At 67.5% G+C, this 15,744-nt stretch carries 18 protein-coding genes; 12 read left to right on the forward strand and 6 right to left on the reverse strand.

The features are described 5' to 3' along the window. Nucleotides 1-1,332, reverse strand: a complete 1,332-nt coding sequence (locus ACSFBM_RS11520) for an MFS transporter (protein WP_435484456.1) — start codon at nucleotides 1,330-1,332, stop codon at nucleotides 1-3. Between the two features lie 112 nt (nucleotides 1,333-1,444). Further along, nucleotides 1,445-1,900 carry a MarR family winged helix-turn-helix transcriptional regulator gene (locus tag ACSFBM_RS11525; protein ID WP_435484457.1) on the reverse strand — a complete coding sequence of 152 codons (456 nt, stop codon included), beginning with the start codon at nucleotides 1,898-1,900 and terminating at the stop codon, nucleotides 1,445-1,447. Nucleotides 1,901-1,975: 75 nt separating this feature from the next. Between ACSFBM_RS11525 and ACSFBM_RS11530 the strand changes: the two genes are divergently transcribed. The 10 genes from ACSFBM_RS11530 (at nucleotide 1,976) to ACSFBM_RS11575 (ending at nucleotide 10,385) form a co-directional block, all read left to right on the forward strand. Continuing rightward, complete coding sequence (locus ACSFBM_RS11530) at nucleotides 1,976-2,524, forward strand: PaaI family thioesterase (protein WP_435484458.1); 549 nt, start codon at nucleotides 1,976-1,978, stop codon at nucleotides 2,522-2,524. A gap of 67 nt (nucleotides 2,525-2,591) precedes the next feature. Continuing rightward, the gene (locus ACSFBM_RS11535) at nucleotides 2,592-2,975 is read left to right on the forward strand and encodes a DNA adenine methylase (RefSeq protein ID WP_435484459.1); all 384 of its coding nucleotides are present in this window, start codon (nucleotides 2,592-2,594) and stop codon (nucleotides 2,973-2,975) included. Between the two features lie 107 nt (nucleotides 2,976-3,082). Further along, nucleotides 3,083-3,784 (forward strand): hypothetical protein, encoded by a 702-nt coding sequence (locus ACSFBM_RS11540; RefSeq protein WP_435484460.1) that lies wholly within the window; start codon nucleotides 3,083-3,085, stop codon nucleotides 3,782-3,784. A gap of 51 nt (nucleotides 3,785-3,835) precedes the next feature. Continuing rightward, nucleotides 3,836-4,687, forward strand: coding sequence for a hypothetical protein (locus ACSFBM_RS11545; protein ID WP_435484461.1), 852 nt, complete (start codon nucleotides 3,836-3,838; stop codon nucleotides 4,685-4,687). Nucleotides 4,688-4,985: 298 nt separating this feature from the next. Next, entirely contained in the window at nucleotides 4,986-6,056 is a 1,071-nt protein-coding gene (locus ACSFBM_RS11550) for a Fe(3+) ABC transporter substrate-binding protein (RefSeq protein WP_435484462.1), read from the forward strand. A 139-nt stretch (nucleotides 6,057-6,195) separates the two neighbouring features. Beyond that, nucleotides 6,196-7,872 (forward strand): ABC transporter permease, encoded by a 1,677-nt coding sequence (locus ACSFBM_RS11555; protein ID WP_435484463.1) that lies wholly within the window; start codon nucleotides 6,196-6,198, stop codon nucleotides 7,870-7,872. After that, nucleotides 7,869-8,552 (forward strand): ABC transporter ATP-binding protein, encoded by a 684-nt coding sequence (locus ACSFBM_RS11560; protein WP_435484464.1) that lies wholly within the window; start codon nucleotides 7,869-7,871, stop codon nucleotides 8,550-8,552. Before ACSFBM_RS11555 ends, ACSFBM_RS11560 begins: the two co-directional genes overlap by 4 nt. A 100-nt stretch (nucleotides 8,553-8,652) precedes the next feature. Beyond that, nucleotides 8,653-9,333, forward strand: coding sequence for a glutathione S-transferase family protein (locus ACSFBM_RS11565; protein ID WP_435484465.1), 681 nt, complete (start codon nucleotides 8,653-8,655; stop codon nucleotides 9,331-9,333). Nucleotides 9,334-9,395: 62 nt separating this feature from the next. Beyond that, a complete protein-coding gene (gloA, locus tag ACSFBM_RS11570; protein ID WP_435436379.1) occupies nucleotides 9,396-9,809 on the forward strand; it encodes a lactoylglutathione lyase in 414 nt (137 codons plus the stop codon). Between the two features lie 18 nt (nucleotides 9,810-9,827). Further along, a complete protein-coding gene (locus ACSFBM_RS11575; protein ID WP_435484466.1) occupies nucleotides 9,828-10,385 on the forward strand; it encodes a DUF1697 domain-containing protein in 558 nt (185 codons plus the stop codon). On the opposite strand, the gene ACSFBM_RS11580 is transcribed toward ACSFBM_RS11575, so the two are convergent. The 4 genes from ACSFBM_RS11580 to ACSFBM_RS11595 all read right to left on the reverse strand — a co-directional run bounded on the left by ACSFBM_RS11580 (nucleotide 10,386) and on the right by ACSFBM_RS11595 (nucleotide 14,349). After that, nucleotides 10,386-11,114 carry a haloacid dehalogenase type II gene (locus tag ACSFBM_RS11580; protein ID WP_435484467.1) on the reverse strand — a complete coding sequence of 243 codons (729 nt, stop codon included), beginning with the start codon at nucleotides 11,112-11,114 and terminating at the stop codon, nucleotides 10,386-10,388. Nucleotides 11,115-11,120: 6 nt separating this feature from the next. Further along, the gene (gene eda, locus ACSFBM_RS11585) at nucleotides 11,121-11,762 is read right to left on the reverse strand and encodes a bifunctional 4-hydroxy-2-oxoglutarate aldolase/2-dehydro-3-deoxy-phosphogluconate aldolase (protein ID WP_435484468.1); all 642 of its coding nucleotides are present in this window, start codon (nucleotides 11,760-11,762) and stop codon (nucleotides 11,121-11,123) included. Then, complete coding sequence (gene edd, locus ACSFBM_RS11590; protein ID WP_435484469.1) at nucleotides 11,753-13,594, reverse strand: phosphogluconate dehydratase; 1,842 nt, start codon at nucleotides 13,592-13,594, stop codon at nucleotides 11,753-11,755. Before edd ends, eda begins: the two co-directional genes overlap by 10 nt. A 200-nt stretch (nucleotides 13,595-13,794) precedes the next feature. Then, on the reverse strand, nucleotides 13,795-14,349 hold the full coding sequence (locus ACSFBM_RS11595) for an OmpA family protein (RefSeq protein ID WP_435484470.1): 555 nt from the start codon (nucleotides 14,347-14,349) through the stop codon (nucleotides 13,795-13,797). 135 nt (nucleotides 14,350-14,484) lie between these two features. On the opposite strand from ACSFBM_RS11595, the gene ACSFBM_RS11600 reads away from it, so the two are divergent. Continuing rightward, a complete protein-coding gene (locus ACSFBM_RS11600; RefSeq protein WP_435484471.1) occupies nucleotides 14,485-15,207 on the forward strand; it encodes a gamma-glutamylcyclotransferase in 723 nt (240 codons plus the stop codon). Continuing rightward, entirely contained in the window at nucleotides 15,204-15,743 is a 540-nt protein-coding gene (locus ACSFBM_RS11605; RefSeq protein ID WP_435484472.1) for a superoxide dismutase family protein, read from the forward strand. The genes ACSFBM_RS11600 and ACSFBM_RS11605 overlap by 4 nt, the downstream gene beginning before the upstream one ends. The last annotated feature ends 1 nt before the right edge of the window (nucleotide 15,744 follow it).

Raw genomic sequence — 15,744 nt, forward strand, 5'->3', positions numbered from 1 at the left:
TCAGGCGCGCGCGGCCGTGTTGGAGGTGGTGGTAGTGGTGGCGACCGGCGTGCCGGTCTTGGCCGCGGGGCGGCGGATCAACATCACGATCACGGCCGCCACCAGGCAGGCCGCGCCGGCCGCATAGAGCGCCGGGGTGTAGGTCAGCAGCAGCGTGCGCGCAAAGCCCGCGCCATAGGCGGCCGTGGCGGCGCCCAGCTGGTGCGCGGCAAAGACCCATCCGAACACCAGGCCCACCTTGGCGGGGCCGAAGGTGGCGCCTGCGAGCTTGACGGTCGGCGGCACGGTGGCGATCCAGTCGAGGCCGTAGAACATCGCGAACAGGCCCAGGCCGTAGATGGTGAATTCCGAATGCGGCAGCCAGAACAGCGACAGTCCGCGCAGGCCGTAGTACCAGAACAGCAGCTTGCGGTTGTCGTAGCGGTCCGACAGCCAGCCCGACAGGATGGTGCCCACGAAGTCGAAGGCGCCCATCATCGCGAGCACCGATGCGGCGGGCACGGCCCCCATGCCGTTGTCGCCGCACAGCGAGATGAAGTGGGTCTGCACCAGGCCGTTGGTGCTCAGGCCGCAGATGAAGAAGGTGCCCGCAAGGATCCAGAAGGTGCGGTTGGTCGAGACCTCCTTCAGCACGCGGAACGGCGTGGCGAAGTTCATCATCGGGGCCGCCACGGCGGGCGCGGCCGGCTGCGTGCCGGGCACTTCGCCGTAGGGCAGCAGGCCGATGTCCGACGGCCGGTTGCGCATGAGGCACAGGGCGAGCACGCCGATGAGCACGCTGCCGATCACGATCGGCACGATGGCCGAGCGCCAGCCCCAGTGCTCGATCATCCAGGCCGCGAACGGCAGGAAGGCCAGCTGCCCCGTGGCCGAGCTGGCCGTGAGCATGCCGATGACCAGACCGCGGCGCGCCACGAACCAGCGGTTGGCCACCACCGCGCCGAGCACCAGCGCCGTCATGCCGGTGCCCAGGCCCAGCATCAGGCTCCACAGCACGAACAGCTGCCACAGCTGCGAGGCCATGGTGACCAGCGCCATCCCCAGGCCGACGAGCGCCAGGCCGGTGCAGATCACGGCGCGCAGGCCGTAGCGTTCCATCAGCACCGCGGCGAACGGGCCCATGAGGCCGAACAGCGCAAAGCGCAGCGCGAGCGCGGAGGAGATCTGCTCCGTGCTCCAGCCGAACTCCTTGGTCAGCGGCTGCAGCATGGCACCCGGCAGACCCAGCGCAGCCGACATGGTCAGCATGGTCAGGAAGGTGATGGCGGCGACGATCCATCCGTAGTGGATGCCGCGGCGCTGCAGCCATGCGGAGACTTGGGTGGCGAACATGGGACCTCTGCTGTTGGAATGGATTTGGAGGAGAGAAACGGGGAGCGCAGACCGCGCGGCTGTGCGCGGGGTCGATGACCAGGTATGAGGCGGCGGTGTATGCGGCGGGGGGTCAGTCTTCGATGGCGGGCTCGTCGTCGGCCCCGAGCAGTTCCATCGCTTCGTCGATCAGCTGGTGCAGCGCGAGCACGCGCTCCACGCCCAGCAGTGCATTGATCTTCTGCTGCGCCGCCTTCCAGTACTGCTGCGCTTCGCGGCGCTTGGCCTCGCCGGCGTCGGTGAGCTGCACCAGCAGGCTGCGCGCATCGGCGCCGGCACCCTGCGCGATGAAGCCCGCGGCGATCAGCGGCTGCAGGTTGCGGCTCAGGGTCGAGGCGGTCATCTTGAGCTCGCCCGCCAGGTCGACCGGGCGCGAGGGACCAAGCCGCGCCAGGTGCGACAGCAGCGAGTACTGCGTGGTCTTGAGGCCGCTTTGCGACACCTCGGCGTCGTAGTGCTGCGAGAGTCGGCGCGACAGCTGTCGAACCTTGAAGCTGGTACAGCCGCGTGGCTTGGTGGGGGTGTCCATGGGATATTATTGTAGGTGCAACTGTTGCATATGCAACCACCCTACCCCGCCAAAGCCCCCAGGAGGAACACAGGCATGACACAACCCACCAGCCAGCTCGAGGCCTGGATCGCCGAAGAACGCCGCATCATCGACCGCCTCGAAAGCGGCCCGGGCCCCGGCCTTGCCCGCCCCGACCAGCTCGCGGGCAAGACCGGCCTCGAGATCATGCAGGCCATGCTGAACGGCGACATTCCCTACGCGGCCATCGCCAAGACGCTGGACTTCACGATCCTGGAGGTGCGCGCCGGCGTGGCCATCTTCCAGGGCACGCCGCTGCCGCAGCACCTGAACCCGCTGGGCACCATCCACGGCGGCTGGGTCGCGACGATGCTCGACTCGGCCCTGGGCTGCTCGGTGCACACGATGATGCCGCCCGGTCGGGCCTACACCACCGCCGAGCTCGGCGTGAACTATGTGAAGGGCCTCACGCCCAAGGTGCAGCGCGTGCGCGCCGAGGGCAAGGTGATCCACTGCGGCAGGCAGCTCGCCACCGCCGAAGCGCGCCTGTACGGGCCAGACGGCACGCTGTACGCGCATGCCACGACCACCTGCCTGGTGTTCGACATTCCGCCGGGGCGTTGAGGGGTGCGCCTCTCGCACGCCCATCATCAATGACATCAACCGCGAGCTGACGAACCTGTACCGCTGCGTGAAGCACCAGCTCGGCGACCTGGTGGCGCGCGATGACTTCGACAACTTCATGGTGCTGCTGCCCGATGTCATGGACATCCAGCGCGCGGCCAGGTTCTGCTTCGACAAGCCGGGCACGCTGTTCTATGTTGACGCGCCGCACTGGGGCAACGAAAAGGACTATGGCGAGAGGGTGTTCACCCGGGACGATCTCGCGCGCTCGGCGGGCCTCCTGAACGGCCTGAAGGGCAAGTTCATCCTGAGCCTGAATGACACGCCAGCTGTGCGGCAGACCTTCTCGGACTTTCGCATAGAGGCGGTCAAGACGAGGTACAGCATCGCGGCCAAGGCCAATCAGGCCGTGGGCGAGGTGCTCATCTCAAAATTCACGGCTCGGAAGTAAACAGACCATATGGTCTCGCGTTTTGCGTTGGGCGCCGTCTTTAAGGCTACGCACAAGAGGGGCCTCCGGGTATCCTCAAAACACAGCTATTGCGCGAAAGCCCAAGGATGAAAACACGCTTTGTGATTGATGTGGAGGACTCGCCCCGAACAGTATTCGGCGTGCATGAAACACGGGGTGGTGACCTGAATATTCACATTACCAGCGGAGGAAGGGCGTATTCAGCCGCTACGTTTGGCGAACTGGTGGCAGTCTGTGACGACTCAAGATTCGAGGAGTGTGAAAAGCACATTTCTGTTCACGCCAGTAAAAAAAGCGCAACCGTCAATGTCATCAAGCGAACCCAAACCTTCCCAAACAGAACGGAGAGCCTGTGTCAATTGACGACCGGCATCAAGCAAGACAATTTATTCGTGCCTGTTCTGTTTCGTATTTGTGGCGATCTATCACGAGACAGGTATCAGTTGCCCGGAAAGTGCGCTGACCGACTTGAGCCATTGGGAGCCTATGAACCAAGTGAAGGGCAACTGAGATTTATGGCGGTGTGCAGTCGGCGCGGAACCTCATTTCCAAAGGATGAGGAACATCCGTCAAACGTGAAGGAGGTGAATTTTGATAACTACACGTTGACAGTGATTTGGTCTTATCTGAACAAGTCATCCCATCCGCAGGCAATTGACTTCTTTCTCTCAACGAACATTGAAACTGGGCCTGTTCGCGGGTTGCATTGGTTTGAGATTTACAACCTCTACACCGACTTATACATGGCCCACGCACAAGAGTATTTCAAGGTATACGGCGACGTGTGACTTCGGCCGGCGGTCTGCGCTCCAGTTGGTGCCACCCTTGATGACTGAACGATGACCTTTTTTCGATTCAACCGCCTCTACATCATTGAGTCCCTTGAGCCAGACGAAGTCAAGACTGGTCAGATCCTCTTTGACTTTCTCCAGCCTGTCATCGGGGAGGCTGACTTCCCCCTGCCGATGGGCCACTACACCACCGAAAGCGCCCAAGGCTTCAGGGACGTGCTAGCGGAACTGCTCACGAACTCGCAGCAGGGCCACGTGCCGTGGTTGCACATCGAATGTCATGGCTCTGATGAAGGCCTAGAGTTCGCCAACGGCAGCGAAATCAGTTGGCAGGAGCTTTGCGACCTCCTGCGCCCGATCAACCAAGCCTGTCAGTTCCAGCTCTTTGTCGTTCTGTCGTGTTGCCACGGGGCTGGCATCGTGAGCGGTATCGACACTGGTCGCGGCGCACCCTGCCTCGGCTTGATCGGCCCATCGCATGAAGTTAACCCGGCTGAGCTACTCGGCCACTTCCGCGACTTCTACCAGCAGCTCATCGCGACGACCGACCTTGGCACAGCCTTTCGGAGTTGGAGCAGTCGGAGCTTGGAGAAAGGGCAAATGGCGATCGTCACCGCCGAACTCTGGTGGAGGCAGTTGATGTCCGCATATCTGGCCGAACATGCAACGAGAGACGGAGTTGCGAAGACAGCGCGGCGTCAAAGAAAGATTCAGGCTGCTCAGGGTGTCGCTGCATCCATTGGATACCTGAGACGCAAATTCATCCAACGACTTCCCCTTATCGTCGAGAACCGGTTCAAGGCCTACTTCATGCTCGATGAAGTACCAGCGAACGCTGCTCGCTTTGGAGAGACCTTCAAGGCGGTCCAGTCCGAGGTCAAAGAGCGCCTGAACAGCTGACTGCTCCAAGTCACGCTGTGTTGGCTTGGTGAGCGTCCGGTTGTGCTTATTGGGGCGTCCGCCAACTTCCCACGCCGTTACTGCCAAAAGCTGCGACTACTGCCAAAGCCGCTGCAACTCGCGGCCAAAGCTCGCGGCGCGTTTCATGAGCCGCGCCCCCGGCGCAGTAGGCCTTTGACCCGTAAGTGCAAAGGCCTCTTCGCGCAATCCTCCCAGTGATAATTATTCGCATCTCGGCCACTGCAACAAGACAGGCGCCGGCGTTTCCAGAATATTTCACAGCTCCCGGAGGATCTCCATGACCGAACGCTCAGGCGTCCAAGGCCGCGCCGCGCGCGCATTGTTCGGCGCCAGCGCCGCCTCGCTCGCCATGACCGCGCTCGTCGCCCTGCCCGCGCAAGCCGCCGCCGACGAACTCACGCTCTACACCACGCGCGAGCCCGCGCTGATCCAGCCGCTGATCTCGGCCTTCAGTGCGCAGAGCAACATCAAGGTCAACACCGTGTTCGTGAAGGACGGCCTGCTGGAGCGCGTCAAGGCCGAGGGCACGCGTTCGCCGGCCGACGTGCTGATGACGGTGGACATCGGCAACCTCATGGACCTGGTCGAGGGCGGCGTGACGCAGCCGGTGAAATCGGCCGCGCTCGAATCGGCCATTCCCGCCAACCTGCGCGGCGCCGACGGCCAGTGGTTCTCGCTGTCGATGCGCGCGCGCGTGCTGTACGCCGACAAGAGCCTGCCGCTCACCAGCTTCCGCTACGAAGACCTGGCCAACCCCAAGTACAAGGGCAAGGTCTGCATCCGCGCCGGCCAGCACCCCTACAACACCGCGCTGGTCGCGTCCATGATCGCGCACGACGGCGAGGCCAAGGCCGAGCAATGGCTGCGCGGCGTGAAGGCCAACCTGGCGCGCAAGGCCACGGGCGGCGACCGCGACGTGGCGCGCGACATCCTCGGCGGCATCTGCGACGTGGGCCTGGCCAACTCGTACTACGTCGGCCAGATGAAGAGCTCGAAGGAAGGCACCGACGCGCGCAAGTGGGGCGACGCCATCAAGGTGATTCGCCCGACCTTCGCCAACGCGAAGAGCGGCGGCACGCACGTGAACATCAGCGGCGCATCGGTGGCCAAGAATGCGCCGCAGCGCGCCAACGCGGTCAAGCTGCTCGAGTTCCTGGTGTCGGAACCGGCGCAGTCGCTCTACGCGCAGGCCAACTACGAGTACCCGGTGCGCAAGGGCGTGGCGCTGGACCCGATCATCGGCCAGACCATCGGCGAACTGAAGGTCGACCCGCTGCCGCTGACCGAGATTGCCAAGTACCGCAAGCAGGCCAGCGCCTTGGTCGACAAGGTCGGCTTCGACCAGTAGCGTTGGCTCGCCCCCAGGCTGCGGCGCACTGCGTGTCGCCTTCCCCCACCCCCTTCCGGGGGCAGCACCTGTGGCCCGGCAAAGCCGGTTCCACGGTGTTCCTGGCATGCACCCGCGCGATGGGCAGACCTTGTTCCGCATGAGTTTCGCCGCTCGGCATGGCGGCCTGCGCGCCGCCGGCCCTGCATGGCGCTGCGCGTCGTTGCTGATCGCGCTCGGCGTGCTCGCGCCGGTGCTCACGCTCGCATGGCTCGCGCTCGGCTCGGGCGTCGGGCATTGGGGTCCGCTGTTCGCGCATGTGCTGCCGCAGGCAGCGCTCAACACCGCCCTGCTGCTCGCGGGCGTCGGTGCGCTGGTGCTGGCGATCGGCACCGGCTGCGCCTGGCTGGTCACGGCGCACGACTTTCCGGGGCGCAGCGTGTTGCACTGGGCGCTGCTGCTGCCGCTGGCCATGCCGACCTACATCGTCGCCTTCGCCTACCTCGACCTGCTGCACCCCATCGGCCCGGTGCAGGGCGCAATCCGCTGGGTGCTGGGCTTCGACAGCCCGCGCCAGTTCCGCCTGCCCGACCTGCGCTCGCTGCCCGGCGCGATCTTCGTGCTGGGCTTCGTGCTGTATCCCTACGTCTACATGACGGCCCGCGCCATGTTCATGACGCAGCCCGCGCACCTGATGGAAGCGGCACGCATGCTCGGCGAGAGCCGGCGCGGCGCGTTCTTCCGCGTGGCCTTGCCGCTCGCACGGCCCGCGCTGGCCGTGGGGCTGAGCCTGGCGCTGCTCGAAACGCTCAACGACATCGGCGCCTCGGAGTTCCTGGGCGTGAACACGCTCACCGTGGCGGTCTACACGACGTGGATCACGCGCTCCGACCTGGCCGGTGCGGCGCAGATCGCGTGCGCGATGCTGTTCATGGTGGTGGCGCTGGTGTGGCTGGAGCGCCATGGCCGCCAGCAACAACGCTTCGGTTCGGCGCAACGCATGCGGGCAGTGCAGCCGCAACGGCTGCGCGGTGCGGCGGGCTGGGCGGCGACCGCGGCGGCCGCGCTGCCGGTGCTGATCGGCTTCGTGGCGCCCGCGCTCTACCTGGTATGGGAAAGCGCCAAGCGGCTGCGGCAAGGCGGCGGCATTTCGCACGGGCTGGTCGCGAGCCTCGGCAACACGCTGGCGCTGGCTGCGGGCGTGACGGTGATCGCTGTCGCGGCCGGGCTGGTCGTCGCGTGGGCCGCGCGCAGCCAGGGCTCACGCCCCGACCGCGCACGCTGGCAGGCGCGCGTGGCGACGCTGGGCTATGCGGTGCCGGGCACGGTGCTGGCCATCGGGCTGCTGACGCCGGCGCTCGCGTTCGATGCGGCGCTGGCCACCGCGATGGGGTGGCAGGGCCTGCCGCTGATGGGCGCGGGCGTCGTGCTGGTGGTGGCCTGCGTCATCCGCTTTCTCGCGATGCCGGTCGGCGGCATCGAGGCCGGCCTGGCGCGCATTCCGCCGGCCATCGAGCAGGCTTCCCGGCTGCTCGGCGAAACCACGGCCGGCACCCTGCGCCGCGTGCACCTGCCGCTGTTGCGCCCCGCCATGGCCGCGGGTGCGCTGCTGGTGTTCGTCGACGCCATGAAGGAACTGCCGGCCACGCTGCTGCTGCGCCCCGCCAATTTCGACACCCTCGCCACCTGGCTCTATGCCGAGGCCGCGCGCGGCACCTACGAGGAAGGCGCCATCGCCGCGCTCGCCATCGTGGGGGCCGGCCTGCTGCCCGTGGTGCTGCTCGCGCGCCATCAGCCGGGCACGCCCTCGAACCCCATCGGCGCCGACACCCCATGAGTTCCCCCCTGCACATCGACGCGATCCAGCTCGCCTACGACACCCCGCGCGGCCCCCACACGGTCGTCGACGGCTTCTCGCTCGCGTTGAAGGCGGGCGAGATCGCCTGCCTGTTCGGCCCCTCGGGCTGCGGCAAGACCACGGTGCTGCGCGCCATCGCGGGCTTCGAGCCCCTGCGCGCGGGCACGGTGCGGCTCGGCGACGTGCTGCTTTCGTCCACGCAGGCGCACCTGCCGCCCGAGCAGCGGCGCGTGGGCATGATGTTCCAGGAGTACGCGCTGTTCCCGCACCTGTCGGCCGCGAAGAACGTGGCGTTCGGGTTGCGTCGCCTCGACCGCGCGGCGCAGCAGTCGCGCGTGGCCGAGATGCTCGCGCTGGTGGGCCTTGCAGACGCAGCCGAGCGCTATCCGCACGCGCTTTCCGGCGGCCAGCAGCAGCGCATCGCGCTGGCGCGCGCGCTCGCACCCTCGCCCGCGCTGCTGCTGCTCGACGAGCCCTTCTCCAACCTCGACGGCGGCACCCGCGAGCGGCTGACGGCCGAGGTGCGCGGCATCCTGAAGCAGGCGGGCCAGACGGCCGTGCTCGTCACGCACAACGAGGCCGAGGCACATGCAATGGCCGACCGCATCGGCGTGATGCACGGCGGGCGCATCACGCACTGGCTGGACACGGCGGCCTAGCACAGGGCGCCCGATCGTCGAATGGGCTTTGCGGGAAAAGGTTGTTCGGGATCGCAAGAATCGCGGCCTTCCACCCCATCCCCAGAGAACGGAAAGCCCCATGCCGCAACCCCTCACCCTCGTCAGCCATCTGCTGTGCCCCTACGTGCAGCGTGCCGCCATCGCGCTGCATGAGAAAGGCGTGCCCTTCGAGCGCGTCGTCATCGACCTGGCGAACAAGCCCCGGTGGTTCCTCGACATCTCGCCGCTGGGCAAGGTGCCGCTGCTGAAGGTGCAGCGGCCAAACGGCGGCGAAGCCGTGCTCTTCGAAAGCAACGTGATCTGCGAGTACCTCGAAGAGACGCAACCCGGCGCCCGCCTGCACCCCGAAGACCCGCTCGCCCGTGCGCAGCATCGCGCATGGATGGAGTTCGGCTCGGCCACGCTCGCCGACCTCTGGGGCTACGAGACCACGCAGGACGCGGCCGTGTTCGCGCAGAAGCGGCTCGCCCTGGTCGCCAAGTTCGAACGCGTGGAAGCCGCGCTGGGCGAAGGCCCTTACTTCGCCGGCAAGGACTTCAGCCTGGTCGACGCGGTCTTCGCGCCGGTGTTTCGCTACTTCGAGGTGTTCGACGCGATCAGCGACTCGCACATCTTCGACGCGCTGCCCAAGGTGAACGCCTGGCGCAAGGCATTGGCGGCACGTCCCAGCGTGCGCGACGCCGTGGTCCCGGAGTACCCACTGCACCTGATGGAATTCCTCCAGCGCCACCAGGCCCACCTGCTCACCCTGGCGGCTTGATCGCCGCGCCGGGAGGCCGACAATAGCGGCCTTCCTCCCCCACAACTACACGGCACCACGAGATGCGACTTCTTCACACCATGCTGCGCGTTGGCAACCTCCAGCGCTCCATCGACTTCTACACCAAGGTGCTCGGCATGAACCTGCTGCGCACGTCGGAAAACACCGAATACAAGTACAGCCTGGCCTTCATCGGCTACGGCAAGGGCAACCCCGACCAGGCCGAGATCGAACTCACTTACAACTGGGGCACCGAGAGCTACGAGCTCGGCACCGCCTACGGCCACATCGCCCTGGGCGTGCCCGATGCGTATGCGGCCTGCGACAAGATCAAGGCCGCGGGCGGCAACGTGACGCGCGAGGCCGGTCCGGTCAAGGGAGGCACCACGGTGATCGCGTTCGTGACGGACCCCGACGGCTACAAGATCGAACTCATCCAGCGTGACGAAGGCGCCGCTGGCGGCGGCCTGCGCTAAGCCGCATCGGGCAGCACCATGGCGAGCCCGAAGAAAACCGCGACCACACGCCACGTCGCCCTGCTGCGCGGCGTGAACGTCAACGGCATCGCGATCAAGAGCGCCGAACTGAAGGCGCTGTTCGCCGACGAACTCGGCTTCGGCACGGTGCGCACCGTGCTCGCCAGCGGCAATGTGCTGTTCGACACCGACGAGGCCGATGCCGCGGCGCTGCGCACGCGCATCGAACAGGCGCTGCGCAAACGCTTCGGCTACGACGCGTGGATCGTGCTGCTCACGCAGACGCAGGTAGCCGACATGGCCAAGGGCTACCCCTTCGAGCGCATCGACGAGGAGCGCCATCCGTACATCGTGTTCGGGTCGGACGCGGCGATGCTCGACGAAGTGATGCAGAAAGCAGGCACCGTCGATGCCGATGTCGAGCAACTGAAGCGCGGCAAGGGCGTGCTGTACTGGCAATGCCCGCGCGGCGAGAGCCTGGCCACACCCGTCGCCAAGCTGCTCGCGAAGACGCGCTACAGGTCGAGCACCACCACACGCAACCTGCGCACGGTGGAGAAGCTGCTCACCGGCTGATCAGCAGCCGAGCAGGTCGGCCAGCGCATTGATGTCGCGCGCGTGCAGGTGGCTGTCCGGCTGCGGCGACACGTCCTTCGGCTGGGCGCGGCCGAATTCGTGGGGCCGCTCGATGTAGGCGGTCTTCAGGCCGCACACGCGCGCGGCGGCCAGGTCGTCGTGGTGCGCCGCGGCGAGCATCACCTGCCCCGGCGTCGCATCGAACACAGCCGCCACGCCAAGGTAGGTGCGCGGATCGGGCTTGTAGGCCTTGAACACTTCGGCCGACAGCACGCAGTCCCAGGGCAGCCCGGCGCGCTTGGCCATTTCGGTGAGCAGGCCGATGTTGCCGTTGGACAGCGTGCAGATGGTGAATTTCTTCTTCAGCCGCGTGAGCCCGGCCACCGCATCGGGCCAGGCCGGCAGGCGGTGCCAGGCGCGGCTCAGGTCGCGCTTGGCGGCGGTGTCGAGCCGGTCGCCCAGGCCGAAATCGCGCAGCACCTGCTCCAGCATGCTCAAGTGCAGCTCGTCGAGCAGCGTGAAGCCGCCCTCGCCCGCGGCAATGCGCTCCATCACGGCCTTCATCGCGGGCTGGTAGCCCGCGCGCCAGGCCAGCGCGAAGGCCGCGCCGTCCACGCCGGGCAAGGCGCTCTCGGACTCGGCGGCGATGCCGCTGTGCCAGTCGACCACCGTGCCGAAGACGTCGAAGGCGATGACCTTCAGGTCGCTCGCGTCGAAATCTGCGCGCATGGTCGGTCAGCGCGACAGCTGGCTCGCGGCGCGTGCCAGTTGTTCGATGCGGGCCCAGTCGCCGTCGCGGATGGCGTCGGCCGGCACGATCCACGAACCGCCCACGCAGGCCACGTTCGACAGCGCGAGAAACTCGGCCGCGTTGCCCGCATGGATGCCGCCCGTCGGGCAGAAGGTGACGTCGCCGAAGGGGCCCTGCCAGGCCTTCAGCATCGGCAGGCCGCCGGCCTGCAGCGCGGGGAAGAACTTCAGCTGGGTGTAGCCGTCTTCCTGCGCCGTCATGATCTCGCTGCCGGTGGCCACGCCGGGCAGCAGCGGCAGGCCGAGGTCGTGGCAGGCCTTGCCGACCGAACGTGTGTAGCCCGGGCTCACGCCGAACCTGGCGCCGGCCATGGCAGAGGCCTGCGCATCGGCCGCGCTGCGGATGGTGCCCGCGCCGGCCACGGCTTCGGGCACTTCCTTGGCGATGGCCTCGATGCACTGCAGCGCCTGCGGTGTGCGCAGCGTGACTTCGAGCATGCGGATGCCGCCTGCGACCAGCGCGCGCGCCAGGGGCACCGCGTCTTTCACGTCGTTCAGCACGATGACCGGGATGACCGGCGCGTCGCGCATCACGTCGAGGGGGGTGAGTTTTTCGTTCATAGCCATGAGCAGGCTCCTTCTTCTGCGGTCAATGCATTGCGGCGCATGCCGGCGAACAACTCGCGGCCGAGGCCGTGTCCGTCGGCGATGCGCTGGGCTTCGGACAGCGTCGCGGTTTCGCGCGCCGCCCATTCGTCTTCAGGGAGCAGCACGGCAAGCGTACCCGCCAGCGCGTCGAGGCGGATCAGGTCGCCGTCGCGCACCTTGGCCAGCGGGCCACCGGCGGCCGCCTCGGGCGAAACGTGGATGGCGGCCGGAATCTTGCCCGACGCGCCGCTCATGCGGCCGTCGGTGACCAGCGCCACGCGGAAGCCCTTGCCCTGCAGCACCGACAGCGGCGGCGTGAGCTTGTGCAGCTCGGGCATGCCGTTGGCCTGCGGGCCCTGCCAGCGCACCACGCAGACCACGTCGCGCTCCAGCTCGCCGGCGGTGAAGGCTTTTTGCAATGCGGCCTGCGAGTCGAACACGCGCGCGGGCGCCTCGATGACATGGCGGTCGTCGGGCACCGACGACACCTTGATGACGCTGCGGCCCAGGTTGCCGCTCAGCAGCTTCAGGCCGCCGGTGGCGCTGAACGGGCTGGCGACGGTGCGCGTGATGGCTTCGTTCTTCAGCGGGGCGGCAGGGCTCCATTGCAGGCGCTGCTCGCTCGGCTCGCCGGCCAGCGCCGGAACATTGGCGAACTCGCGGATGCCGCCAGCGCGCACCGTCAGCACGTCTTCGTGCATCAGGCCCGCGTTGACCAGTTCGCCGATCACGAGGCCGGGGCCGCCCGCGGCCTGGAACTCGTTCACGTCGGCGCTGCCGTTGGGGTACACGCGGCTCAGCAGCGGAACGATGTCGGAGAGCTTCGAGAAGTCGTCCCAGTCGATCACGATGCCCGCCGCGCGGGCCACCGCGACCCAGTGGATCAGGTGGTTGGTCGACCCGCCCGTGGCCAGCAGCGCGACCATGGCGTTGACGATGCAGCGCTCGTCGACCATTTCGCCGATGGGTGGACAGCTGAAGGCGGCGTCGCTGGCCTTGCCCAGCACCGTGCGCACCGCTTCGCGCGTGAGCGTTTCGCGCATCGCGTCGCCGGGCTGGATGAAGGCCGTGCCGGGCACGTGCAGGCCCATGGCTTCGAGCAGCATCTGGTTGCTGTTGGCGGTGCCGTAGAAGGTGCAGGTGCCCACAGAGTGGTAGGCCGCCATTTCGGCGTCGAGCAGGCCCTGGCGGCCCACGAGGCCCTGCGCGGCCTGTTCGCGCACCTTCGACTTGGCGCCGTTCGACAGGCCCGAGGCCATGGGGCCGGCCGGCACGAACACGGTCGGCAGGTGGCCGAAGTGCAGCGCGCCGATCAGCAGGCCCGGCACGATCTTGTCGCACACGCCCAGCAGCAAGGCGCTGTCGAACATGTCGTGGGTGAGCGCGACGGCGGTGCTCATGGCGATGAGGTCGCGGCTGAACAGGCTCAGTTCCATGCCGGGCGTGCCCTGCGTGACGCCGTCGCACATGGCGGGCACGCCGCCGGCCACCTGAGCGGTGGCGCCGAGGCGGCGGGCCTCGTGCTTGATGATGTCCGGGTAGCCCTGGTACGGCGCGTGCGCCGAGAGCATGTCGTTGTAGGCGGTGACGATGCCGATGTTGGGTGCGCGCTCGGTCACCACGCGGAACTTGTCGTTGGCCGGAATGCCGGCCACGGCGTGCGCCACGTTGGCGCAGCCCATGCGGTCGGAGCCGCGGTCGCGGCTGCGGATCTCGGCAAGGCGGGTGAGGTAGGCGGTGCGCAGCCCCAGGCTGCGCTCGCGGATGCGATCGGTGATGTCGCGTACGGTGGGGTGTGTGCTGCTGCTCATGGGGTCGTGGGCTCTTGCTGCGTGTCGCCAGGGCGACTGTGGGCCTGGAGGCCCATGGTACCAAGCCGGGCGCGAAAGCCCGATGAAATACGGGCGCCCGGCAATACGAATTTACCCATTCGCACCGATCGAAGCGACGAACATGAAAAAGCCCGGCATCACCGGGCTTTTATTGCGTCGCGGAGCTTGCGCGGCGGCGGTCAGTCGACCAGCTTGACCTCGACCCGGCGCGCCTCGGTGTTGTTGCCCGATCCGGCTGTGACCGCGGGCTTCTGCAGGTCGATCTTGGCGGCCGGCACGCCCAGGCCCACGAGCACGTCGCGGATCATCTCGGCGCGCTTCTTGGCGAGCTGGTCATTGATGGCGGCGTCGCCCGTGGTGTCGTGGTAGCCCGAGACCACCGCCTTGCGGCCGCTCTCGACGCCCTTGATGACCGCAGCCAGCGCCTCGGCGGCGCCCGGTGCCAGATCGGCACTGCCGGTCGCGAAGTAGAAGTTCACCACGCCGTCGATCACGCGGATGCTCGCCCCGTCGGGGATGGTGACCGTCACCGTCTCGGTCACCTCGGCCAGCTTGGGTTCCGCGCCGGGGGCCGGTGCCGAGATCACCACGGCGGGCTTGGCGGCGGCAGCAGCAGTAGCCGGGTTGTGGCCCTTGTGCCACAGCACGATGCCGACCACGAAGAAGATCACCAGGGCGATGAGCGCCATGACGAATCCGAGGATGAAATTCTGCTGGCTGTCGTCGTCGCTCATCGCGGGTCTTGCTCCGTAGGAAAGGGGTCGGTAAATAATGGTGCGGTGAACCATGATCGCGAAATTGTAGGCGTCGACCCTTTCACCCCCGTGTCGGACCCGACGCCGGATCCCGGCCCGCCGGGACTCGACCCGATGCCAAGGCCCCTGCGCGACCCGCAGCCGATGCTCGAGCGCGCCATCGCCGACTGGGGCGGGCACGACGACCTCTGGCTCTTCGGCTACGGCTCGCTCATCTGGCGGCCCGAGTTCGACTTTGTCGAGCGGCGCCAGGCCTGGGTGCGCGGATGGCACCGCGCGCTGAAGATGTGGAGCCGCGTGAACCGCGGCAGCGTGCAGGTGCCCGGCCTCGTGTTCGGCCTGCTCTCGGGCGGCAGCTGCCGGGGCATGGTGTTCCGCGTGCCGAAGGCCGACGGGCTCGCCACGCTGCGCCGGCTCTGGCTGCGCGAGATGCCGACCGGCGTGTACGACCCCAAATGGCTGACCTGCGGCACGGCCGAAGGCCCGGTGCGCGCGCTGGCCTTCACGCTCTCGCGGCGCAGCCCCAACTTCACGGGCGAGCTCAGCGACGAGCGCTACCGCCACATCTTCGCCCATGCGGTCGGCCGCTATGGCACCTCGCTCGACTACGCGCGCCAGACCTTGCTGGAACTGCAGCGCCATGCGATACACGACGCCGCGCTGGCCCGGCTGGTGGCGCTGGCCGCCGTGCAGGAACAGCAGCGCCAGAAGCAGTCCGAGGCCGCCGCCGATTGCGATGCGCCGCCGGCTCCGGTATACGTTCCGGGGTCTGCGGATACTTCGTCCCAGCCTTCACAACCCGCCCAGCCTTCCGGCCCGTCCAAGGAAAACACATGAACCAACGTCGTCTCATCGCCACCGGCACCGCCCTGCTCGCCGCCGCCCTCCTGGCCGCCTGCGGCAGCATGGGCGGCAAGCCCAGCACGGCCGTCGAACTGGTGCCGACCGGCGCCATCACGCCCAACCCGACCCGCGGCACGGTGACCTTCACCGCGCTCGACCACGGCCTGCGCGTGTCGGGCGAGGTGCGCGGCCTGGTGCCGGGCAGCGAGCACGGCTTCCACATCCACGAAAAGGGCGACTGCGGCAACAACGGCGATGCCTCGGGCGGCCACTTCAACCCGACCGGCGGCACGCACGGCAAGTTCGCAGCAGCCGGCAGCCATGCCGGCGAACTGCCGAGCCTGGTGGCCGACGCCGGCGGCGTGGCGCGCTTCAGCGTGGAAGACCACTCGATCTCGCTGACCGAGGGTGCCGTCAACAACGTGGCGGGCCGCGCGCTGGTGGTGCACCGCGACCGCGACGACTTCACGACGCAGCCTTCGGGTAACTCGGGCCCGCGCATCGCCTGCGCGGTGATTCCCAAGCCCTGAT

The organism is Variovorax pasteuri, assembly GCF_051216435.1.
Lineage (GTDB): Bacteria > Pseudomonadota > Gammaproteobacteria > Burkholderiales > Burkholderiaceae_C > Variovorax.